20 protein-coding genes and 1 other RNA gene are annotated in these 23624 nt (G+C 47.7%); 17 read left to right on the top strand and 4 right to left on the bottom strand.

What is annotated here, in order from left to right:
- Positions 1–2: 2 nt before the first annotated feature.
- The 12 genes from KNO90_RS03310 (at position 3) to KNO90_RS03255 (ending at position 11183) form a co-directional block, all read left to right on the top strand.
- The gene (locus tag KNO90_RS03310; RefSeq protein ID WP_012726903.1) at positions 3–890 is read left to right on the top strand and encodes a YitT family protein; all 888 of its coding nucleotides are present in this window, start codon (positions 3–5) and stop codon (positions 888–890) included.
- Positions 891–963: 73 nt separating this feature from the next.
- A complete protein-coding gene (gene secG, locus KNO90_RS03305; protein ID WP_012726902.1) occupies positions 964–1188 on the top strand; it encodes a preprotein translocase subunit SecG in 225 nt (74 codons plus the stop codon).
- Positions 1189–1290: 102 nt separating this feature from the next.
- Positions 1291–2031: an alpha/beta hydrolase gene (locus KNO90_RS03300; RefSeq protein ID WP_074033592.1), complete on the top strand. Its 741-nt coding sequence runs from the start codon at positions 1291–1293 to the stop codon at positions 2029–2031.
- A gap of 15 nt (positions 2032–2046) precedes the next feature.
- On the top strand, positions 2047–4452 hold the full coding sequence (gene rnr, locus KNO90_RS03295) for a ribonuclease R (RefSeq protein ID WP_215112990.1): 2406 nt from the start codon (positions 2047–2049) through the stop codon (positions 4450–4452).
- A 54-nt stretch (positions 4453–4506) separates the two neighbouring features.
- Positions 4507–4977, top strand: coding sequence for an SsrA-binding protein SmpB (gene smpB, locus KNO90_RS03290; RefSeq protein ID WP_012726899.1), 471 nt, complete (start codon positions 4507–4509; stop codon positions 4975–4977).
- A gap of 49 nt (positions 4978–5026) precedes the next feature.
- Positions 5027–5382: a transfer-messenger RNA gene (gene ssrA / locus KNO90_RS03285) on the top strand.
- Between the two features lie 120 nt (positions 5383–5502).
- Positions 5503–5646 carry an alcohol dehydrogenase gene (locus tag KNO90_RS03280; RefSeq protein ID WP_215112989.1) on the top strand — a complete coding sequence of 48 codons (144 nt, stop codon included), beginning with the start codon at positions 5503–5505 and terminating at the stop codon, positions 5644–5646.
- A 685-nt stretch (positions 5647–6331) separates the two neighbouring features.
- Complete coding sequence (locus KNO90_RS03275; RefSeq protein WP_215112988.1) at positions 6332–7729, top strand: reverse transcriptase domain-containing protein; 1398 nt, start codon at positions 6332–6334, stop codon at positions 7727–7729.
- A gap of 714 nt (positions 7730–8443) precedes the next feature.
- On the top strand, positions 8444–8707 hold the full coding sequence (locus KNO90_RS03270; RefSeq protein ID WP_215112987.1) for a hypothetical protein: 264 nt from the start codon (positions 8444–8446) through the stop codon (positions 8705–8707).
- 23 nt (positions 8708–8730) lie between these two features.
- Positions 8731–9147: a hypothetical protein gene (locus tag KNO90_RS03265; RefSeq protein ID WP_215112986.1), complete on the top strand. Its 417-nt coding sequence runs from the start codon at positions 8731–8733 to the stop codon at positions 9145–9147.
- 349 nt (positions 9148–9496) lie between these two features.
- The gene (locus KNO90_RS03260; RefSeq protein WP_215112985.1) at positions 9497–10513 is read left to right on the top strand and encodes a phosphoribosyltransferase-like anti-phage protein; all 1017 of its coding nucleotides are present in this window, start codon (positions 9497–9499) and stop codon (positions 10511–10513) included.
- A 10-nt stretch (positions 10514–10523) separates the two neighbouring features.
- On the top strand, positions 10524–11183 hold the full coding sequence (locus tag KNO90_RS03255; RefSeq protein ID WP_285800715.1) for an NADAR family anti-phage protein: 660 nt from the start codon (positions 10524–10526) through the stop codon (positions 11181–11183).
- A gap of 165 nt (positions 11184–11348) precedes the next feature.
- On the opposite strand, the gene KNO90_RS03250 is transcribed toward KNO90_RS03255, so the two are convergent.
- Positions 11349–11537 carry a hypothetical protein gene (locus KNO90_RS03250; protein WP_012726888.1) on the bottom strand — a complete coding sequence of 63 codons (189 nt, stop codon included), beginning with the start codon at positions 11535–11537 and terminating at the stop codon, positions 11349–11351.
- 135 nt (positions 11538–11672) lie between these two features.
- Here KNO90_RS03250 and KNO90_RS03245 point away from each other — a divergent pair, with 135 nt between their 5' ends.
- Positions 11673–13085 (top strand): NAD-dependent epimerase/dehydratase family protein, encoded by a 1413-nt coding sequence (locus KNO90_RS03245; protein ID WP_215112984.1) that lies wholly within the window; start codon positions 11673–11675, stop codon positions 13083–13085.
- 28 nt (positions 13086–13113) lie between these two features.
- On the opposite strand, the gene KNO90_RS03240 is transcribed toward KNO90_RS03245, so the two are convergent.
- On the bottom strand, positions 13114–13767 hold the full coding sequence (locus tag KNO90_RS03240; RefSeq protein ID WP_215112983.1) for a hypothetical protein: 654 nt from the start codon (positions 13765–13767) through the stop codon (positions 13114–13116).
- A gap of 194 nt (positions 13768–13961) precedes the next feature.
- On the opposite strand from KNO90_RS03240, the gene KNO90_RS03235 reads away from it, so the two are divergent.
- On the top strand, positions 13962–15518 hold the full coding sequence (locus KNO90_RS03235) for a SulP family inorganic anion transporter (protein ID WP_251127313.1): 1557 nt from the start codon (positions 13962–13964) through the stop codon (positions 15516–15518).
- Here the strand turns inward: KNO90_RS03235 and KNO90_RS03230 are convergent.
- Together KNO90_RS03230 and KNO90_RS03225 are read right to left on the bottom strand one after the other, a co-directional pair.
- A complete protein-coding gene (locus KNO90_RS03230; protein ID WP_214774988.1) occupies positions 15515–15844 on the bottom strand; it encodes a YolD-like family protein in 330 nt (109 codons plus the stop codon). The genes KNO90_RS03235 and KNO90_RS03230 overlap by 4 nt on opposite strands.
- Positions 15841–17136, bottom strand: a complete 1296-nt coding sequence (locus KNO90_RS03225) for a Y-family DNA polymerase (RefSeq protein WP_214778004.1) — start codon at positions 17134–17136, stop codon at positions 15841–15843. Before KNO90_RS03225 ends, KNO90_RS03230 begins: the two co-directional genes overlap by 4 nt.
- Positions 17137–17389: 253 nt before the next feature.
- On the opposite strand from KNO90_RS03225, the gene secA2 reads away from it, so the two are divergent.
- From secA2 to KNO90_RS03210, 3 genes are all read left to right on the top strand, one after another.
- Positions 17390–19756, top strand: a complete 2367-nt coding sequence (secA2, locus tag KNO90_RS03220) for an accessory Sec system translocase SecA2 (RefSeq protein WP_215112981.1) — start codon at positions 17390–17392, stop codon at positions 19754–19756.
- The gene (locus KNO90_RS03215) at positions 19756–20559 is read left to right on the top strand and encodes an SLAP domain-containing protein (protein WP_215112980.1); all 804 of its coding nucleotides are present in this window, start codon (positions 19756–19758) and stop codon (positions 20557–20559) included. Before secA2 ends, KNO90_RS03215 begins: the two co-directional genes overlap by 1 nt.
- A gap of 133 nt (positions 20560–20692) precedes the next feature.
- Positions 20693–23446 (top strand): bifunctional 2',3'-cyclic-nucleotide 2'-phosphodiesterase/3'-nucleotidase, encoded by a 2754-nt coding sequence (locus KNO90_RS03210; protein ID WP_215112979.1) that lies wholly within the window; start codon positions 20693–20695, stop codon positions 23444–23446.
- The last annotated feature ends 178 nt before the right edge of the window (positions 23447–23624 follow it).

The following is a 23624-nucleotide window of genomic DNA, read 5'->3' as shown; positions in this document are numbered from 1 at the left end:
TTATGAAACGTCAACAACAACATCTATTGCGCCAACAAGTATGGCGCAAGCTACAAACCATCTCGGTGAAGGACATCGCCTGGATCATCGCGGGCTCCTTCATTCTCTCGTTCGGGGTCAACTACTTTACCGTACCGAACGACTTCTCGGAAGGTGGCCTGCTCGGGGTCACGATCATCCTGTACTACGTGTTCGGCTGGGACCTCGGGCTCACGTCGATTATCGGGAACGGGATTCTCTTTATCGTCGGCTATAAGCTGCTCGACCGTCGGACAATGGTCTATTCGGTCATCGCCGTCATCGCGACGTCATTCTTCCTCAGTCTGACACACGACTGGGGCAGCCCTGCCGAGGACAAACTGCTTGCGGCCGTCTATGCCGGAATCATGATCGGGGTCGGAATCGGCATGGTGCTCCGTGTCGGCGGGACGACTGGTGGGGGCGTCATCATCGCCCGTCTCATGGAACGCTATCTCCACTTGAGTGTCGCCGTATCGATGTTCATCATCGATGCAATCGTCGTCGCCACGTCCGGCTTCTTCTTAGGGGAACAAGTCGTCCTCTATACGCTCATCGCCATCATCATCGGTTCATGGGTCATCGACCTCGTCGCGGAAGGTCTCAACATCCGTAAAGCCGTCACGATCATCAGCGACAAGCAAGAAGAGCTCGCCGTCGTCTTGACGGAGACGCTCGGACGCTCGGCGACGATCATCCATGGACATGGCTACTATACGAAGCAGGATAAGAACATGTTGTATATGATCGTCGACAAACGTCAGATCGCACCACTCAAAAAAATCGTCCAAGTGACGGACGACCGTGCCTTCGTCGTCATCCACCAGGTGAAGGAAGTCATCGGCGAAGGGTTCAGCTACCCGTCCCGATAATTTGAATGCTGGTGTTTTATTGATAACTTCTATATAATAAAAGGCGTGTAAATAGAAGGAGGAACTGACTACTATGCAAACGATCGCTACAATCAGCCTACTTGTCGTGGCTGTCTTATTGATTGTCGTCGTACTGCTCATGTCAGGTCGGTCGCAAGGTCTTGGAGCGATTGCAGGTGGCGCGGAGCAGTTGTTCGGACGCCAGAAAGCACGCGGCTTCGATGCTGTTTTGAACCGAACTGCAGCTGTACTAGGCACTTTGTTTTTCATTTTAGGATTACTAGTCGCATCATTATGATGATAAGGCTGATCGTTCTCGATTTTCACGTGAGGCGGTCAGCTTTTGTTTTTTCGATTTATTTTTTGGGAATAATGTAGATACGAGGAGATGACAGATAAAATGAAAGTGACAGCACCAAAACCGTTCTTCTTCGAGGGCGGAAAACGTGCCGTGTTGATGTTACATGGCTTCACTGGATCGAGCGCGGATGTCCGCATGCTCGGTCGCTTCCTTCAAAAAGAAGGATACACATGTATGGGACCGATCTATCGTGGTCATGCCGTCCCACCGGAAGAATTACTCCAATATGGACCAGAAGACTGGTGGGAAGACGTCTTGAACGCCTACCAGACACTCGTCGATAAAGGCCATGAGGAGATCGTCGTCTGCGGACTCTCGCTAGGTGGCGTGATGTCGCTCCGTCTCGCCGAGGAGAAAGACGTCAAGGCGGTCATCCCGATGTGCGCGCCGACGGGAATCGATGCCGAGGACCGCTTGTATAAAGGAGTCCAGGCATATGCCCGAGAATATAAGGGTAGAGAAGAAAAGTCGCCGGAACAGATCGAGCAGGAGATGGCAGAGTTCAAACCGATGCCAACGCTAAAAGACCTCCGTGCCTTCGTCCGCGACACGGCGTCGAAGCTCGAGGACATCTTCGTCCCGACACTCGTCGTCCAAGGCGCCAAAGACAACATGATCGACCCGGAATCGGCGAATCAAATTTACGAGGCGGTCAACACGTTCCAAAAAGAGTTGCTCATCTATGAGAACTCGGGACACGTGATCACGCTCGACAAAGAAAAAGAGAAACTGCACCAGGACGTGCTCGATTTTCTCGAAACGTTAGACTGGTCAGTCTAAGAAGGAGGTGTCACGTTGAATTTACGTGACCAATTACTAGAGATCTTACAGGCGAGCGAGAAACCGCTCTCTGTCGATCAACTGACCGAGCGACTACAGCTCGCGTCGACGGATGACTTCAAAGAGCTCATCCGCACATTGAATGCCCTCGAGGAAGAGGGCGCCATCGGTCGGACGCGGACGAACCGTTACGGGACGCTCGCCACGCTCGGACAAGTCGCGGGGATCATCTCGATTCACCAGCGCGGCTTCGGCTTCTTGTCGGTCGAAGGGGAAGCGGAAGATGTGTTCTTGCCGCCCGACCAACTGAAGGACGTCTACCATGGCGATACGATCCTCGTCAAAAAACGCGAGGACAACCGTGGCAAGACGGAAGGGATTTTATTGAAAGTATTGAAGCGCGGACTCTCCGAGTTCGTCGGGACGTATACGCTCCCGAGCGGTCGACTCGACCAGTTCGCCTTCATCGAGCCGGATGACAAACGCATCAACTTCTGGCCGGTCGTCAACCCGGACAAATCACTCGGTGCCGTCGACGGACATAAAGTCGTCGTGCGCATCACGAAGTATCCGGACGGACGCTTCGCCGGTGCTTGTGACGTCGTCCGCATCATCGGGCATAAGAACGACCCAGGCGTCGACATCTTGTCGATTGTCTATAAGCACGGCATCCCGACAGAGTTCCCAGAAGACGTGATCGCTCAGGCGAACGCGGTACCGGACGAAGCGGACGAGAAAGACTTCATCGGCCGCGTCGACCTTCGTGACGAGACGATCTTCACGATTGACGGCGAAGATGCGAAAGACTTGGACGATGCCGTCCACGTCAAAAAACTCGATAACGGCAACTACGAGCTCGGTGTCCATATCGCTGACGTCTCGCATTACGTGAAAGAGGGCTCACCACTAGACGTTGAGGCGTTCGAACGTGGGACGAGTGTGTATCTCGTCGACCGCGTCATTCCGATGTTGCCGCACCGACTCTCGAATGGAATCTGTTCCCTCAACCCGCAAGTCAACCGCTTGACGCTCAGCTGCGTCATGGAGATTTCCCCGCAAAACGGGAAGGTCGTTCGCCATGATCTGTTCCCGAGTGTCATCAAGACGACGGAGCGGATGACGTATACGAACGTCCGTGAGATCATCGAACGTGATGACGAAGAGACGTTGAAAAAGTACGAACCGTTCATCGGTGAGTTCGACCTCATGGCCGAGCTCGCGGAAGTCCTTCGGAAACGACGCAACTCGCGCGGTGCGATCAACTTCGATTTCGCCGAGGCGAAAGTCGTCGTCAACGAGGAAGGGAAGCCGGCAGATATCGTGCTTCGTCCACGTTCGGTCGCCGAGAAGTTGATCGAGGAGTTCATGCTCGCGGCCAACGAAACGGTTGCGGAACACTTCCACAAGATGGACGTGCCGTTCATCTATCGTGTCCACGACAATCCGAAACCGGACAAGCTCGACTTCTTCTTCGACTTTGTCGCAAACTTTGGCGTTCACATCGAACGCATCAAAGGGCAGACGGTCGAACCGAAGACGCTTCAAAAGATTTTGAAGGCAATCGACGGGGAACCGGAAGAGCCGGTCATCAGCACGATCATGCTTCGTTCGATGCAACAGGCGAAATATGATGACGTCTCGCTCGGTCACTTCGGACTTGCGACAGACTTCTATACGCACTTCACGTCACCGATCCGTCGATATCCGGACTTGATTGTCCACCGTCTCATGCGCACGTACGTCTTCAACAACGACTTGTCGGAGAAGACGATCGCGAAGTACGAGGACCGTCTCGGGGCGATTGCTGAACAGGCATCGAAACGGGAACGTCGCTCGGTCGACGCAGAGCGCGAGACACAGGCGCTCAAGAAAGCCGAATACATGGAAGCCCATCTCGGCGAAGAGTTCGATGGTGTCGTCGCCGGCGTCACGAACTTCGGGATGTTTATCGAGCTTCCAAATACAATCGAAGGGCTCGTTCGTCTCCAGTCGATGGATGACTATTATCACTTCGATGAGTCACAGCTCATGCTCCTCGGCGAGCGGACGAAACGTCAGTTCCGCATCGGGGACGCCGTCCGTGTCAAAGTCGACGCCGTCAACTTAGACGAGCGGACGATCGACTTCACGGTCGTCGGTATGCCGAAACGGGAACAGTCAAGCCGTCGCCAACCGACGACGATCAAAGCGAAAGGCGGTCATCCGAAGAAGGACGAGAAAGACCGTCGTGGCGGTCGCGGTCGGGACGACAAGAAGAAGCGCGGCAAACCAGGAAGAACTGGCAAGCCGGGTAAACCAGGTGAGAAACCGAAACGGAGCGGGGAGAAGTCTTCCCAAGGCCGTTCGGCACTCGACCTGAAGAAGAAAGACAAGCACAAACGAAAAGGCGACGCCAAACGAGGTGCGAAGAAACGTCGCTGACGGGGAAGGGTTCGTCCCTTCCTCCGTATCTTGTAGATAAAGGACTGAATGTGTATGGCCAAGAAGAAAGATTCGAACGCACTCGCCCAAAACCGCAAGGCGTCCTTCGATTACGCGATTGAAGATACGATTGAGGCGGGCATGGTGCTCACAGGGACGGAAATCAAATCGGTCCGTCAATCGAAGATCAACATCGCGGATGCGTACGTCCGGTTCGATGGGGGCGAGGCGACGCTTCACAACTGTCATATCAGCCCGTTCGAACAGGGGAACCGCTTCAACCACGATCCACTCCGCGTCCGAAAGCTATTGTTGCATAAGAAGCAGATCAATCAGCTCATCGGAGCATCAGGGCGTGACGGCTACACGATCATCCCGCTCAAAGTGTATATCAAGAACGGGTTCGCCAAGTGCCTGCTCGGCGTCGGAAAAGGGAAGAAGAAGTACGACAAACGTGAGGACTTGAAGAAGAAAGACGCGAAGCGTGACGTCGACCGTGCGATGCGCGATCGGCAAAAATACTGACAACGAATCCTAATTGTGGTATATTAAATGGAGTACCAATTACCACCCCGGGGACGTTATGGATTCGACGGGGGTAGGTCGGTCGTATGTGGCGTGTCGAGGGGTCGGCCTCGTTAAAACGCAAACGCCTATAACTGGCAAAACTAACACACAACTCGCAGCAGCCTAAGTGCCCTGCGGATCCTGACATCCATCGCTTGTGTGGATGACTTTCAGGGTCTCAAACTAAGCAAGCTACGCTTCAACCTCGCCGTCTGAGGGCGCGAAGAAGAGATGAAACAGACTGGATGCGACAACGCCTGTTTATCGGCAGTGTCACATCGAGATCCAATAGATAAACTACACACGTAGAAGCATACGTTACGATGCCTTCGGACGCGGGTTCGACTCCCGCCGTCTCCATTTTGAAGCAGTCTGTAACGACTGCGATCAATGATTTTCATGAAGACCTTCTAATTTCATTGAGATTAGAGGGTCTTTACTTTTTGCTTGAGAGTCAACCACAAAGAAAGGAAGGTGAAACGCATGGGGAAATATCAACTAGACACGAGAAGCAAAGTAGCTGCGGCAAAGTATCAAGACGGGAAAAAGCCGACTGTCTCGAACAAGAAGGAACGATTGAACCAGCTTCGTGAGGTGTATTTGCAGAAGCAACAAGAGAAGAAGTGATCTGGTGAAGGATAAAGAAACTTTAATTGACTTTATTTTGAAAATTAGAGAGAGTCACATGGATATTTTTAATTTTATGGGGCATTCTCTATTTTATTTATGTACTTTTAAATAAAGTAATAATTACAATTTTACATTTAAATGTGACAGTGACAAATTGAATTTTGATAAATATACCTTATGCTGAAATACATGTGTAACAATGATTTCAGACTCCTTGGCTCTATTTGCAAATGTATTTATAACGAGTTGTATAAAGATTTTTGATCCTGAAGATATTGAACGGCAGTTAATATCTTAGTTAATCCCACTTATGTTTGTTAGTTTTGTCCAATACACCTATTATTATTAAGTAAATACTAGCAATCTAATGACATAATTGATACTTTTACATATAATTAAAGAGTCTCCAAAATTGGTTGGATGAGGTTTCAGTTTCGGTGTTTAGCAAGTTCCTTGACGTCAATGAACTGGCTAAACCACATCATTCCGATGATGGCTACCGATTGGTATGTCGACTCGCTATGATTTAAACTGAACATGATAGGTATGACCTCCTTGAGGATATTATACCAAATGTTTAAGAATGCTATTATTAGCTTAAGTGGTCAACGGGCTCTTTGTCTCTGGTTTTTTCAAAAGGAGCACAAACCCCAAAAAAGTATGCTAGGAGGTATAATCTGTCATGAACAGAAGTAATGGACCACGAAAATTACAAGACCTTCCTAGCTCTTCTCTATTTTTAAAAAACTATAAATTTAAAAAATATCTTCACTTTGACTTCCGACTTTTAAAAGATAACAATCAAAAACTAGAATGTATGATGAATGAGATTCGTGACCCGAAATGGGTATCATCGTACGCTTTTTTTCCATACATTCATTTTGAAATAGTATTTAAAAAATACGTTACAATAAAAACGGTTGAGGATGGGAAAATACAAAAAACAAAAGAATCCCGAAAGAAAGTTCGTAAGATTTACTATGCAGCTCATCGAGACAGTATTATATATAAATATTATGGTGATTTACTTAATGACGCATACAATAAATTTGTTATTGCTAACAATTTAGATGATGTTGCTATTGCGTATCGCAATAATAAACCGGGTAAGAATAACATTCATTTTGCTCATGAGGTTTTTGATACCTTGATGAAACAGGATCAAGCTATTGTGATTGCATTAGATTTTACTAGTTTTTTTGATAAAATTTCTCACAAAGCATTAAAAAGAAATTTGAAAAAAGTCTTAAACGTGAGTGAATTATCTGATGATTGGTATGCGATTTATAAAAATTTGACGCGATATTCTTATATAGATAAAGAAGATATCGATAATTTCTTACTTGATAAGTATGGAAGAAAAAAATTGGAAAATATACGTCATAAACTGCCTAGATTGATGAATTCCTACGAGTTTAGAGCATTTAAACAGAATAAAATTAAAATTAATGATCAGAAATATGGTATTCCACAGGGATCCGCAATAAGTGCAGTTTGTTCTAATGTCCATCTTATAGAATTTGACAGTAGAGTTTTAGAGTGGGTAAAAAGTAAAAATCCTGATGCGTTATATAGAAGGTATTGCGACGATTTGGTTTTGGTTATTCCTACTGAGGAAGTATCTAGTTCTCTTCTTAAAAACTTAAATCAAGAATTGATTGATATAGTAGAATCTTTTAGTAATGAAGGTTTAGTAATTCAGCCTGAGAAAACCGAACTGAAGTTATTTAAAGATACTCGTATATATGATATTGATGAAAAATTATCTAGTTTTGATTATCTGGGATTTGTAACTGACGGTCATACAATTAAAATTCGCGAAAAAAGCCTCTTTAAATATTATTCAAGAGCCTACAAAAAAGCAAAAGACAGTAAACGTATTTCTTTAGCAACTAGAAAGCCTGGGCCGAAAAGAGAACTATATGATATCTATACGCATTTGGGTTTTGAACATTTGGGTTATGGGAATTTTATTACATATGCAAATAAGGCGCATCACATAATGAGTACACTCCCTTGCAAATCACTGATTAGTAGACAGGTTGCACGTCATTGGAATAAAATTCATAAAAAATTATAGTTAATATTCTCGCAGGTTTTAGTAGATAAGAGCGTTCTCGCTGTACAGCTTTTACATAAAAAAGCATATGCAGTTCCATTGAATAATCGAAATTAGGGAATAAAACCGAATTTGAATAATAAATGTGTGTAGTTGATGTCAGTCAAAGTAAAAGATCAACGATTGCGAAGGCTATTTAAAAACTTTTAGAAATTAAGGATAATTGAAAGTTCAGAATCGATAATTTTAGTGAAGCACTATATTAAAAGGATTATTGAGTGACTGCTCATTAGTCCTTTTCTTATGGATAGCGTACACCGGTCATTAGGTTTTGATGGGAATCAAGGGATTGATCATTGCTTTGTTGAATAAAAACTACGAGTTGTTTTTTGAAAATTGTCATTAAAATACACACACCAAAGGAGGAGTTCTTAGTCTAAAAAATCGACGGAACTTATTGGGAATGGAGTAAAAACAGATGGTCCGACAGTAGGAAAACTTGCATTAAAACATAATAAAGAAATCATTGGTGCTTCAGGGGCAATCAATTTAAAGAAACGATTGAAGAACACTGATGACTCGGAGCAACGCCCAAAAAAAGCCAAGAACAAGCATCCGCGAAAGCAGCGGTATCAGTACTATTTAACCGAAGTGACGCCTACGCTGGATACTCGAAATCAAGATGAGTTGTTCCAATTTAAGTTAGAAGTGGGGTAATGCATTCAACAGATCAAAATGGAGCAAGCACAAAACACCGTCATCAAAAAACAGATGCATGAAGGGCGGATTAAAGAGTGGGAATCCATTCTCTCTCACATCGTGAGTCAAATGACCATCAAGGACTATATGGAATACTTGAGACTGTTCAACAACCCGGAGTATCAAAGTGACTATTTCACGGGCTTTGAAAGGGATATTGAGAAGTTCAAAAAACTGAATACGGTCGAACAGTATGATGCGCGTGATCCACTTCCTTTCTGCAGTCGTTATAATCAATAGTGTAATGGATGGAGGTGAGGTCGTTGGCATGGGATTTAAGTGTCGCTGAGGCAAAAGATGTGTATTTAACCGAATCGGATTTATTGCGCTTTACGCAACAATTTCTGATGAACGCTTCTCATACGACCACGTTCAAAAATGTATTGATGAGAGCGTTACTTGAATGTACGACAGAACTAAATGAATCAGGTGTCGTGTCATTTAACCAGATTGACAAGCATGTGACGAAAATCTATTGGAATCTCATCGTCAAGCATGGGCTGACACAGATGAATCAACTAGGAAAGCAGAGCGCTGTTGAAAACGTGATAGTCTCCTTTCAGAAAGAATACAACATTCCGCCGGTTTGGAACTTCGACACCTTACTAGAATCTTTTACTCGGCATGTCGCTTTTGACATCAATAGTTTGTTTAAATATCTTTCCAAGGTCTTAAACTAGTATAATATCCCTCAACCTTGCCGTTTCAGGGCGCGAAAATAGATAAAAACAGACTAGATGAACAATGCTTGCTTATCGGAAGTATCACACCGAGATTTAATTGAGAAACTACACACGTAGAAGCATATGTTACGATGCTGTTGAACTTGGTCTGACTCCTGCTGTCTCAATTAGTAAAGTGGCATAGTTATGTCATTATGATGATAATTTAGTTAGTATAATATATGGATTCTACTAAAATTTTTTATGCATCTTGATAATTATTTAGAGTACTAAAAAGGATATTCCTCTTTATTATCGAATGTAATTTAATGTATATAACATTTAATAGGGAGAGGGATGGGGTATTATGGAAATGAAAAGAACTTTGATAAACTCTATTGTTAACACGGCTAAAGATTATGAAGGCATTGATTTTAACTATCAACATGTAGAAACATGGTTAGGTCAATTTCCGTTAGAAGAACACGAGTTAATTTTAACTGAATTAAATAATATTTTAAGTAGTTCATATTTGTCAAAAGTAAATGTCATTGAGTACTTTGATGATCTTTTAGACTCCGATATTTTATTCTTGGAACCCATTGAAAATTACTGTTTCATTAACCCGCAAGAAATAGGCGGGAGTCAAAGAGATTTTATGAAAATTTTAGATGAGCTTATGCAAAAGAAACATGGAGTATCAATAGCTGAATGTGGACAAAAAAATATTACTTCTTATATTTACGTTGATGATGCTATTTATTCTGGAAACCGAGTGATTCGTGATATACAAAAGTGGTCTGAAAAAATAGATGATCTTACCTCCGTAAATAGATTAGATATTGTTGTCATAGCATTTCACGATAGAAATTTTGATTATGTTTTAAGCAAGCTCGAAGAGTGTCTACCACATACTACGATTAATATTTGGTATGGAATGAAATTTTCAAATAGTTTAAAAAATTCGCATAGTTATTTTGAGGGGTATTGGCCATCAGAAGAATTAGAATATAGCGATTCAGCTATAGACTATATAGAAGCGATTGACGATACTAGAAGTGAATCACAAAAAAATAAAATCCCTTTACTAAGGGAAACTGGAAAACCAAAAAATGACAATTTTTTCACGAGTTTGTCAAATCGAAGACAAGTAGAAAAGATTTTTTTTGAAAAAGGAGTACAAATTGTAAGCTACGCATCAAATCCAAATCATAACATGAGACCAATGGGATATGATTATTCTAAAACTCTCGGTTTCGGTTCCTATCTTGTAACTTATAGAAATATAGCAAATAATTGTCCCGTTGTATTATGGTGGGGGAATCCGGATTCACTTTCAGGTATTAATAACTGGTACCCCTTATTTCCTAGAATTATAAAATAAAAGGAGCTATATGAATAATCTAGAGTATAGGATTTACAATAGAGATAAAGTAATAGCATTTCGAAAAACTAAAGATAACTTTGGGGGACTGTCTAATATGGCAGCAGGATACCCTATTAAAATAGGTAATATCTCATTCTTAACTTCTGAGGCACTGTATCAGGCAATGAGATTTCCTGATTTTCCTGAAGTGCAGAGGCAAATAATTGATCAAAAAAGTCCTATGACTGCTAAAATGATAAGTAAAAAATATAGAAGTAGTTCAAGAGATGATTGGGAAGAAGTTAAAGTTGTAATTATGAGATGGTGTCTTAGAATGAAGCTAATTCAAAACTGGGATATGTTTGGAAGTTTGCTGTTAAGTACCATGGATAGTGTTATAGTTGAAGAATCGCATAAAGATTTATTTTGGGGTGCTGTTCCTGATGAAAATAATTTGTTGATAGGTACAAACGCTCTCGGTAGATTAATAATGGAATTGCGTCAAGAACTACCTTATTATATCAATGCTAATGAATTAGGTGTTCCTGATATAATAAATTTTAAACTATTTGATCAGCAAATCAATTCTTTACATTTTATAATTGACAAAATGCCGGAAAAATCGGCATGTCAAGAAAAAAACAATTTCAATAATCTTTCTTTTTTTGACAATGGTCATAAACTATAGTTAATCTCGTATAAATGGCGCTTACTTATTTAAAATATTCCTTTAAAGAACCTGGGGCAGATATTTCTTCTACCACAGGTTCTTTCTTATTTCTTATTAGGATGATTAATTCATTTCTTAATGTAACTTACTAGTTTTTGTTTTATGTGATTTAAAGAATATGACCTATCGACCGGTGATTTGATCCAACCAATTCGCGACCAAGTCCGCACTGCCATCTTGGAACATAAATATGGATACGCCGACCATCACAAGTCCGACTAAAATCAGTCCACCTTGTTTCGCGCTACTTGCAATCCCTCGCACGATGAGGATAATTCCCAATCCAAGCAAAAGAAAGTACCAAAATCCCATGAATATCCCTCCTTTTTCTAATTATTCTCATTTTAGTATGAATCGGTCGAGCAGGCTCTACATACTTAGACTGATTTATCTTTTAAAAAAGAAGGGTACATTACCTCTATGCGAATAATTAGGGGAGTGACCATTATGCGAAAAACGATTGTCATTGCGGGGGCGAGCGGCTATATCGGCTCGAACGTGATGGAGCAGCTGAAGGAAGAGTATGACATCATCGCGTTATCGCGATCGACGAAGAATAAAGAAGATGAGGCCCATATCACGTGGCGTGCCTGTGATTTGTTTTCATATGAGGCAACAAAAGAAGCATGTGAGGGCGCGGATTACGCGATGTTCCTCGTGCACTCGATGATTCCGGATGGCGGCTTGACGCAGGCGACGTTCGAGGACATGGACGCGCTCATTGCCGATAACTTCGCCCGGGCGACGAAGGCGAACGACATTGAGCAGATCGTCTATTTGAGTGGGATCATCCCGAAACAAGAGAAGACGTTGTCGCGTCACTTGAAGAGTCGACTTGAGGTCGAACGCATTCTCGGTGGCCAGGGCGTGCCGGTGACGACGATACGGGCGGGACTCATCATTGGGCCGGAAGGTTCGTCGTTCCCGATTTTAGCGAAGCTCGTCAAGCGTTTGCCGTCGATGATCTTGCCACGATGGACGAAGACGGAAACACATCCGATCGACATCCGTGAAGCCGTTCAGGCGCTCATCTCGGTCGTCGGTACCGAGTCGCTTTATGACCGTCATATCGACATCGGGGGTCCCGAGGTGATGACGTATCGGAAGATGATCGAACAGACGGCCGAAGTCATGGATAAGCGTCGCGTCTTGATCGACTTCCCGTTCCCGACAATCAAACTGTCGCGCCTGTGGGTCATGGCGGTCACGGGTGAACCGAAGGCGACCGTCTATCCGCTCGTCGAGAGCATGGGGCACGCGATGGTGGCAAAAGATACGGTCGAAGGTATCGGACAGGGTGAGATTCCATTCAAACAGGCGGTCGAACATGCGCTTGAGGAAGAAGAGAAGCAATCCTCGGGCGGTAAGAAGAAAAAGCAACCGAAATCGTATACCGTCCGTTCGATTCAGCGGTTCGGTCTGCCGGAAGAAAAGTCAGCGCTTTGGATGGCGGACACGTACTTTGAGTGGCTCGGTCGTTTTATGTATCCGTTCATTCAGACGACGAAAGAAGACGATAATTGGGAGATTGCGCTGCTCGATCCGTCGTTCGTCGCGCTTCATCTATCGCTTGAACAGGAAGCGACGGACGATATGGCATCCTTTGCGATTGACGGGGGCAAGTTCGTCAAGTTAAGTGAAGAGGATAAGACAGGGCGTCTCGAGTTTAGACGCTTACCGGAGTCGGATGAAGGACTCGTCGCCATCCATGAGTTCGTACCGGCCCTCCCGTGGTGGTTCTATACGAAGACACAGGCGAAAGCCCATCTCGTCGTCATGTGGTTATTCGGTCGTCATGTGAAGTTGCTGGCGAAAGACGCGGAAGATGGCGATCAAGTCGTAGAGGCTCCGACGAATTGAAGGGAGACGCATCGAAAGGTGCGTCTTTTTATTTTACTTTGATGATGTTAGACGCTACCGTCGGAATGTCGTCTCCATTTTGAATGATGAGATATACGTGCTTTGCTTTAAATGGAGTGTCATACAGGAACCTTACTAAATCTTGTAGAGAGGTATCAAACTCATTGTGAAAAATGGCCGCAAGCTCATACGTCGATACAGAGAACAGTAGAGACGCATGTGTATAATCTTTTTTGGATTTTTTCAGCATGTTCTTTTTTGTTTCTTTAATGTATGCTGCAGCTTGTTCTTTTAGCTGTTCATAACTTTTTAACCTTGGATTCCAGACACCTGTATCATTTAATGCTTCAGCAATTTCCACTTCTCGTATCCCATTTATGTAAGAACTCACTTCGAATTTTTCTTCGGTCCCGTTTGGATGCAGTATGACAAAGTCATAATTTTGATCCCCGATGATGATTTTCGCTTTAGCGCCCTTTGGAAAATAAGGTGAGAGAGAAAATACATAGGCTGGTACGAATTCCTCTTGAAACTCTTTGAACTTGCCTATGCGCAACCTCGAAATCTCTAAAGCCATGCGATCATCCTTAAGAGCCTGAATCACCTCTTCAAAATAACTTTTCATCTCAGTCGGTGTACGATAGTCAGACAAATCCTTTAATATGGAAAACTGTTCTTCCATGAATCATATCTCCTTTGTTGTAGCAGGTAATATCAGTTCAACGATTCTAACTTTTATTAGTGTGTGTCTAACTCCTATTGTACCATCTCGTTCTTTGTACATTCTGTTAACGTTTTTCTCAACCCGTTTACAAGCCCACTTTCCAGGCGTACACTAAACTCGTTTTTGAACTGATTGGAAAGAAGGAATGTATGATGCAAGACTCACTCTCCACACGTGAGATGTGGCAAAAGGACATCTCGGCTGGAATTACAGTTGGTGTCGTCGCTATCCCGCTTGCCATGGCATTCGCCATCGCCTCAGGCGTCCCACCGGTATATGGGCTCTACACGTCCATTTTCGCCGGAATCCTCGTCAGCCTGTTCGGAGGTTCGACGTTCCAAATCGCCGGACCGACGGGGGCGTTCATCCCAATCGTTTCGGGTGTCGTCCTCGCTTACGGATATGAAGGGTTACTCGTCACGACCGTCCTCGCCGGTGTGTTGCTGCTCCTCATGAGCGTGCTTCGGGTCGGACGGCTCATCCGCTTCATGCCTCGTGCCGTCACCATCGGTTTCACGGCCGGAATTGCCGTCGTTATCTTCGTCGACCAGCTCGATGAGTTGTTTGGCGTCACCTTTGAGAAGGCGCCACATTTTCACGAGAACTTGCTTCGCCTCGGTCAGGCGTTGCCCGAAGCGAGTCCTTGGCCGATTGTCATTGCCGGAATTGGCTTTTTGACGCTTTGGCTCGTCCCGAAGCTGCCGTTCCGTTTACCGCTCTTACTCATGGCGATGCTCGTCCCGACGTTTGTCAGTCTCCTCATCCCGGGTGAGGTCGCGACCATCGGAAGTGCATATGGCGGTATCCCGAGCGGACTGCCAACATTCAACTGGCTTGCGATCGACCTCGACCTGATCACAACACTCCTCCCGTCCGCGTTCGCCATCGCCTTCCTTGGCGCACTCGAGTCACTTCTTTCTGGAACGGTCGCCGACGGGATGGCAGGGACGAAGATGAAACCGGACAAGGAACTGTTCGGACAAGGGCTTGCGAACGTGATCACGCCGTTCTTCGGTGGGATCCCATCGACAGGTGCCATCGCCCGGACGGCGACAAACATTCAGGCCGGAGCGGTAAGCCGACGTGCCGGGGTCATTCACGGACTCACGGTGCTCGTGGCGGTCCTCGTCCTCGCCCCGTTTGCGAGTTACGTACCACTCGCTGCACTCGCTCCGATCTTGATGCGGGTCGCCTGGAACATGTCCGAGCGCCATCACGTGATGGCGATGTTGCGTCATCGTTCATCCGAGTCGCTCGTCCTTCTCGTCACGCTACTGTTGACGGTATTCGTCGACTTGGTCGTCGCCGTCGAGGTCGGGGTCATCTGTGCGCTCGCGCTCTTTGCGAAACGAATGGCTGATACGATTGACGTGCGTGAACGGACAGAACGGTACGTCACACGGGACGGCCAAATCGTCTTCAGTGTCGAAGGTCCGCTCTTCTTCGGTGCGGTTGAGCTGTTCGAGCACGTCCTCCATCACATTCATCGGGAACCGAACGTGTTCATCTTCAACTTCCACCGCTGTCCGGTTATCGACGTGACCGCAGTCGAAGAGTTGCGGCGTGTCGTCACCGAACTGAAAGCGGCCGAACGTCACGTCATCTTCGCGCACTTGTCGCCATCGGTCCGCGCGACGCTTGCTCATTATGGGCTACTCGACGGAATCGAGACGTTCGAGACGACCCAGGAAGCAATCGAGGCGTCTTAACGAACGGACAAGATGTCACCGAACGGGACGCGCCGTACCTCGCCGTCGAACAGCTCGACTTCGCGCTCGGCGTAATAGATGGCGTGGACGTAGCCGCGCATGCTTCTCGTCAAGCCGTCTACGAACAGGGTCACCTCGACCTGGTCGCCTTCACGGATTGCCCGTTCGAGCTCGGTTTGCCAAAGATAGAGGAGCTGTTCGTCCAAGTCGGGTAGTTCGATCTTTTGGATTTGGGCATAATAACGTTTCAGTAGGGCGACGTGCTCGGGCATGAGAAATGGGATCCATTTCAACTCACCCCGGTCACGATAGCGGGTCTTGCTCATGAGGAATCGCCTCCTTGTTTATGTCCGCCGATTAGACGTTGGCGCGTCCGGAGCGGACTGTCTTTTAGTAGGCTCGACGCCGGTCGGATTGTGCCACGACCGAACCGGACGTTCAGGCCGTCAATCAAATCGAGAAAGTCGAGCCGTTTCGCTTTCGCCCATTCGTCTTCGAAGAACGATAACTGGACGTGGTCGCTCCGTGGCTCGAGCTTGCCGAGAGCGACCGACACGTAACGGACGGCCTCCGTCTCTTCCCAGCCGTCTAAAAATAGTTGCAATAAGATGGGGAGAAACTCTTGCTCGTCCGCTGTGAAGCGGGGGAGTTTCTTTTGTTTACTGAAGCCACCCCGGTCGCTCGTCCGCGTATAGCGCACCCCGAGATGAATCGTCCCTCCGACGAGTCCCGCTTGCCGGGTTCGCATCCCGACTTCGACCGCGATCGCCTGTAAGACGAGCCGGATTGCGGAATACGTCGTGTAATCTTTCATGAGGGTGATGCCGTGTCCGATCGACTTCGGTCGCGTCCGCTTCGCCCCGAACAAGGAGCTCGCCGGCAGGATGGTCGGCGACTCGTCGATGCCCCAGGCGTGATGCCAAAGTTCTGCACCGATGACACCGAACTTTTCATGAAGGGATTCGAGCGGATAGCGGGCCAAGTCCCCGATCGTCCAGATGCCGAGCCGCTGAAGGTGGACCGCCATCTTCGTCCCGACGCCCCACATCTTCTCGATTGGCGCCGGGTGGATAAGCCGTTCGACGTCATGGAGAAGACACGTGGCGACTCCTTCCTTTTTCGCATGCAAATCGAGGACGAGCTTGGCGAGGACGTTGTTCGGTCCGATGCCGATGGTGACGGGAATGCCCGTATAGCGAAAAATCGTCGCACGCATGAGGTGGGCGACGTGCTCGTCACTTCCGAACAGCCGCTCCGTCCCCGTCATGTCGACGAGCGTCTCATCGATCGAATAGACGCGAATCGCCTCGGGCGGGGCGAACTGATGGAGGATGTGGATGATTTGGATGGAGACGTTCAAATAATGACTCATCCGCGCCTCGGCATACAAAACGTCCCGTCGTTCGTGCCACGGGAGGCGGTCGATGTGGAAGCGACGTGACCCGGTCTTGATGCCGAGCTGCTTCATCTTCGGGGTCGCGGCGAGGACGAGTGCCCCGCTGTCCTGCAGGTTCGAGAGGACGACGAGCTTCGTCTTGTAAGGATTTTTGTTGCGTGCGGCACACTCGCAACTGGCATAGAACGAGACGCTGTCGATACAAAAGATTCGTCTGCGCATCGTCACCACTCCTTTTTACGAACAAATGTTCTGTTTTTTTTCATCGTAACACGGTCTCACGTCATCTCAAATAGTGAATTGAAAATATTTTTACAAATACTTTTTGAAAATTAACCAAAATTTATAGGTTTTCACGTGTCTAAAAACCAACTTTTAGGAAGTTTTCGTAAAAAAGTCTCCGAATTGGTTCGGTTTTCGTTATAATAGACGAGTATGTAAGTGATGAATTGATAGAAAGATGGAGGCTATTAGTGTGATCCAATTTGTAAAACAGTTAACGAATGATCAAAGCCGGCGTTTGAAAGCGTACGAACGACGGGTCGCGCGTATTAATGAATTAGAGACAACGATGAAAGCCCTCTCGGATGACGAGATGCGTACATATACGGAGACGCTCAAAGCACGTCTCTTGGATGGAAAGAAAGTGGATGACATCGCGGAAGAAGGGTTCGCTCTCGTCCGCGAAGCGTCAGTCCGTGTGCTCGGCATGCGTCACTATGACGTCCAGCTCATCGGTGGGTTCGCCCTCCTCGAAGGGAACATCTCGGAGATGCCGACGGGGGAAGGGAAGACGCTCGTCGCCGCTTTGCCGAGTTATGTCAAGGCGCTCGAAGGAAAAGGCGTCCACGTCATCACGGTGAACGATTATTTGGCGAGACGTGATGCGGAGCAAATTGGGAAGATTCACGACTTCCTTGGGTTGACGGTCGGCTTGAACGTCCCGGACATCGAAGCGGACGAGAAGCGTTCCGCATATCAGGCGGACATCACGTATGGGGTCGGGACAGAGTTCGGATTCGACTACTTGCGTGACAACCTTGTCCATAAGCCGGAAGAACGGGTCCAACGTCCGTTCCATTTCGCCATCGTCGATGAAGTCGACAGCATCTTGATCGATGAGGCGAAGACGCCACTCATCATCGCGCAGAAGGACCGGTCACATATCCGGTTGAAACAGTTGGCGCAACAGATCATTTCTGAGTTCGAGGAGACCGACTACGAGGTCGACCTCGAGTCGAAATCTGCGACGTTCACGGAAGAAGGAATCGTCAAGATTGAAGAGCTGTTCGCCATCGATAACCTGTTCAGCGCCTCACACCAGGTGCTCTATCACTATCTCGTCCAGGCACTCCGTGCGAACGTCTTGTTCGAACTTGACGTCGACTATATCGTGCGTGAAGACAAGATCGAACTCATCGACTTGTTCACGGGACGCATCATGGAAGGTCGGAGCTTGTCAGAAGGGTTGCATCAGGCGCTCGAGGCGAAAGAAAGCGTCACCATCACCGAAGAGAACAAGACGACGGCGGAGATTACGATTCAGCACTATTTCCGCATGTATCCGCTCGTCGGTGGGATGACGGGGACGGCTCAGACGTCACGTCAAGAGTTCTTGAAGACGTACAACATGGACGTCGTCCAAGTGCCGACGAACCGCGAACGTCAGCGTGTCGACCATCCGGACCGCATCTTCATGACGACCGAGCAAAAGTATGCGGCGGTCACTGAGAAAGTGGCGGAACTGCATGCGACGGGACGTCCGGTCTTGATCGGGACGACCTCGATCGCACAATCGGAAGCCATCAGCAAGCACTTGAAGAAGAAGCGGATCGAGCATGACGTGTTGAACGCGAAGACGGTCGCTCAGGAAGCGGATATCATCGCGGACGCCGGTCAATTCGGCAAAGTGACGATTGCGACGAACATGGCCGGACGCGGGACGGACATTACGCTCGACGCAAAAGCGAAGGAAGCGGGCGGTCTCTTCGTCATCGGGACGGAGCGCCACGAGTCAAAACGTGTCGACAACCAGCTCCGCGGTCGTTCGGGACGTCAAGGCGACCCGGGTGCGACCGAGTTCTTCGTCTCGCTCGAAGATGAGATCGTGAAACGTTATGCGGCGCAGAAGCTAGAGCGCGTGGAGAAAAAGTTGAAGCCGAGCGCGACAGGTGAGGTCTCGTCGAAAGACGCGATCGAAATCATCGAATATGCGCAGACGACGATCGAAGGACTCGGCGTCTCGATTCGAGACTACTTGTTCAAACTCGATGACGTCTTGAACGAACAACGGAATATCATCTATACGATTCGTAACCAGGCCGTCAACGCCAATGCGGATGCCATCACGAAAAACGTCCTCGGCATGATGCGTCTCGCCCTCGAGAACAGCATCGACATGCATGTGTCGGATGAACTCGTGCCTGAAGAATGGCCGATCGATGAGTTGAAAGATGACTTGCGCTACTTGACGATGCAGGAGCCGACATGGGCGAATGACATCGCGGATACGCGTGAACTGAAGGATGCTTTAAACGACTGGATGGAGGCGATCATCGCTACGACGGCGTCGCGCCTCGAACAGGACGACATCGTCCTCTTCGCCAAAGAGTCGCTTCTCCGCGCCGTCGACATGAAGTGGACGGATCATTTGACGACGATGAGCGGATTGAAAGAAGGGATCGGGCTTCGCAGCTACGGTCAGGAAGACCCGAGCCGTCAGTTCGGAAAAGAAGGATTGGAAATCTTCGAACAGACGTATATCAATATCGCCCGGGATGTCACGACGGAACTATGCCAGCTCGACCGTTATTTCGCTGAGATGGCAGAGGAGGAAGTATAATGTTAGGATTTCGTAAACGTAAACAGATTGAGACAGGAAATAAAGAGGAAGGGCGCCAATTGACGCTCGTCATCGACGACTCGATGGGGATCCCGAAAGAGGACGAGTACGTCTTCCGTTATCATGCGAAACGACTCCCACCACTTCTCGATAATCAGCTCTCGATTGAGTTGTTGAATGCCGAATCGCTCGGGCATGACTTGTCGATTGTGGCGTTGTTCCGCAACACGCTTCCGAGCTCGTTCGAGATCAACGAATTGCCAGTCCTCTTATTGGACGCGAATAACGTCCCAATCGGCCGGAAAGTCCTCGGACGTTCTGAACTGCCGAGCTTTGAGGCGTGGACGAGCAAACCGGTCTACTTGGATTTCTTCTTGGATGAGATGTTCGGGGAAGTGGAGTCGTACGACTCGCTCCGACTCGTCTTCCAAATGAACCCAATTGACCCGCTTCAGCCCGTGTCACCGGGAGAAGAAGCGAAGTTCTCGACACGCGCATGGCAACAGCTCATGCGGACAAACATCTCGACGCCACCAGTCGGGGAAAACGAGTTCAACTTGATGCTCGTGTCGGTGGAGAAGGAAGAGACGGATGTCACGGCGACGATTCTCCTTCGCAACGGATACGACCGCCACTTGAACGTCGAGAAACTCCCGCTTGAACTCGTGAGTGGCGAGGACGTGATCGGCTTCACGATGATTCGTCTTGAAGAGCCGGTCTACGGTAAGCACGCATACCCGGTATCGGTCACATTTGAAGAAATCGAAGGCGATGGACCGTTCACCGTTCGCATCAAACAATAATAGGAGGATAGACCTAATTTTTGTAAAGGAAATTAGGTCTATTTTTATACGAAAATTTAATAGGAGGGAAAGACAGCTGGTGTTATATTGAATATGGTTAGACAATTATCAACCAAAAAAAGGGGACAATCACATGAAAACTGCATTGAAATGGTCAATCGCGACCGCGCTCGTGTTACCAACCGTTTTGCCGCTACAGGCACCGAACGTCATGGCGGAAGTCGACCAGGATATCGTCAAGCTTCGTTTCTTAGAGACGACAGACTTACATACGAACATCACGAACTACGATTACTTCCAAGACAAAATCGATAACACGATTGGATTGACGAAAGTCGCGACACTCATCAATGAACATCGTACAGCCGCTGGGGAAACGAACACATTCTTGTTCGATAACGGGGACACGATTCAGGGGACACCGTTTGGCGATTATGTCCGTGAAAGCCAGGCTGGAAAAAATGAAGCGTTTGAACATCCGATGTACAAGGCGATGGCCGCATTGAACTATGATGCCGTCACACTCGGGAACCATGAATTTAACTTTGGTCTCGAATTCTTATACAACGCGATGGAGGGATCGAAAGGGAAACTTCGTTTCGTCAACTCGAACGTCAAAGATTTAGAAGGCAACCCGATCGTCTCGAAGTTCAACGTAGATGGACAAGAGGTCCAAATCATCGAACGAACGGTTACAGACATGGATGGAGAAACGCATACGATCAAAGTCGGTGTATTTGGAGTCGTCCCTCCGAAAATCATGTCATGGGATTCGGGGAATCTTCAAGGTCGTGTGACGGCAGAGGATATCATCCCGTCCGCACGTGAAGCGGTTCAAAAATTGAAAGACCAGGGAGCGGACGTCGTCGTCGCCCTCGCGCACTCAGGTATCGGTGACAGTGCGACACTTGCAGATGAACAACTCGACAGCGAAGAGAACGTCGGTTACGCACTCACGAAGATTGACGGACTCGACATGGTCATGACGGGGCACCAACACGGTCGCTTCCCGGATGCGAAAGGCATGTTCGCTTCATTCCCGAACGTCGATATGACAAAAGGGACAATCAATGGCAAACCGGTCGTCATGGCGAACAACCAAGGGAAAGACCTCGGTGTCATCGACTTCGAGCTTGAACTTGTAGACGGCAAGTGGCAGATTCTTGACGCGTCGGCCGCGCTCGACTCGGTGACGGCAGATACGGCGGTCGACCCGACGATTCAAGCGTTGATCGAAGACAACCACGTGGCGACAATCGACTACATCAACCAACCGGTCGGTGAGATTCAAGATGATATCCAGAGCTACTTCGCACTCGTCCGTGACGATGCATCGGTTCAGTTCGTGACGAACGCACAGAAGTGGTATGTCGAGAAAGAGCTCGAGACGAATCCAGAACTTTCAGCATATAAAGAGTTGCCGCTCTTATCAGCGGGTGCGCCGTTTAAAGCAGGTGGACGTGAATTGACGGACGCAAGCTACTACACGAATATCCCGAAAGGGCAAATCGCTTTGAAAAACGTTGCGGACCTTTACGTGTATCCGAACACGCTCGAAGTCGTCAAAGTGACAGGGAAAGATGTCATGGATTGGCTCGAGATGTCAGCGGGTGCGTTTGACCAAATCGAAGAAGACGACGAGAACTTACTCAACCTTCAATTCCGTAGCTACAACTTCGACATTCTCGACGGTTTGACGTATGAGATTGATGTCACGGGTCCTGCGAAGTTCGATGTCGGTGGGAAGCTCGTCAACGAGAACGCGAACCGCGTGAAGAACGTCGAGTACAATGGACAACCAATCAAGATGGACCAAGAGTTCTTGGTCGCGACGAACAACTATCGTGCGGGTTCTTCATCGTTCCCAGGTCTTGGTGGCGGCAAGAACATCGTCTATCGCTCAGCGTATGAGACACGTAACGTCATCTCGGACTACATTGTGTCGAGTGGCAGTAACTTGGACTACAAAGCCGACAACAACTGGAAGATTGTCGCGGACGCAAAACGTTCGGTGACGTTTGAAACAGCGGATGCAGGGAAGCAGTACTTGAACCTTTATGAAGGAATTGAAGCGACGGACGCGACACGTGAAGATGCGGCAGGTCGTCTCTTCCGTACCTATACGACGGAGCTCGAGGCAGCACCGGTTGATTTGACGCTTTCGGTCGATGTGATCAAACCGGGTGCAAAAGTCGTGACCGGGAAAACAGCGCCAAATGCGAACGTGACATTGAAAGATGGCCAAACAGTTCTCGCGACGACGACAGCCGATGCAGAAGGGATGTACCGTTTGACGGTCAAACCATTGAAACTTCGTCAGTCGTTGACGATTGAAAGCGAATTGAATGGGAAGATGATGACAGAAACGAAAGTCGTCGGTGCAGGGTTTGTTGGGACACCGGCAATCTCGAAGCGTTTGACGTACACAAATTCAACCGTGTTGACAGGAAAAACGACGGCAGGAGCTACACTCGTCCTTAAACGGGATGGAAAAAAAGTAGACTACGCGAAGGCTGACGAGAATGGGAACTTCACGTTCAAGAGAAGCACAGGATTCTTTGCGGCGAAATATGAAATCGAAGCGAAAGACGTATCAGGAAAAGAAGTCAAGACGACATCGTTTGAATTGAAAAACGTAATAATTTCAACACCGAAGACAACAAAAGGTGTGAAGGCCGGCACGCGTGCCTTGGTCGGGAAAACAACACCAGGTGCGACGGTCGTCTTGAAAGACGCAAAAGGCAAGCAAGTCTCGAAAGTACAGGCGAGCTGGTCTGGAACGTATACGTTCACATTCAAAAAAGGTCTTGCGAAAGGAACGTACAAAGTCATCGCAAGCGAAGCGAACGGTTCTGGGTCAAAACAATCGATTCTCAAGTTGAAATAAGTACGGAACGGCGTCCAATTCGGGCGTCGTTTTTTGTCGAATAAAAGTGTCTAGAATGTGAATGAAAGCCCTTACAATATCATTTGGTCTTATGTATAATCAAACATGTAATCGGTTACATGACACGTGTAAACCGAAGAGCCGATGGGGTTCGGCTACATATGTACGGAAAAGGGGA

The sequence above is a fragment of the Exiguobacterium sp. s63 genome, assembly GCF_018617335.1.
Classification (GTDB): Bacteria; Bacillota; Bacilli; order Exiguobacteriales; family Exiguobacteriaceae; genus Exiguobacterium.
Note: the sequence above shows the minus strand (reverse complement) of the source record. Positions and strands in the feature narration are given on the sequence as shown.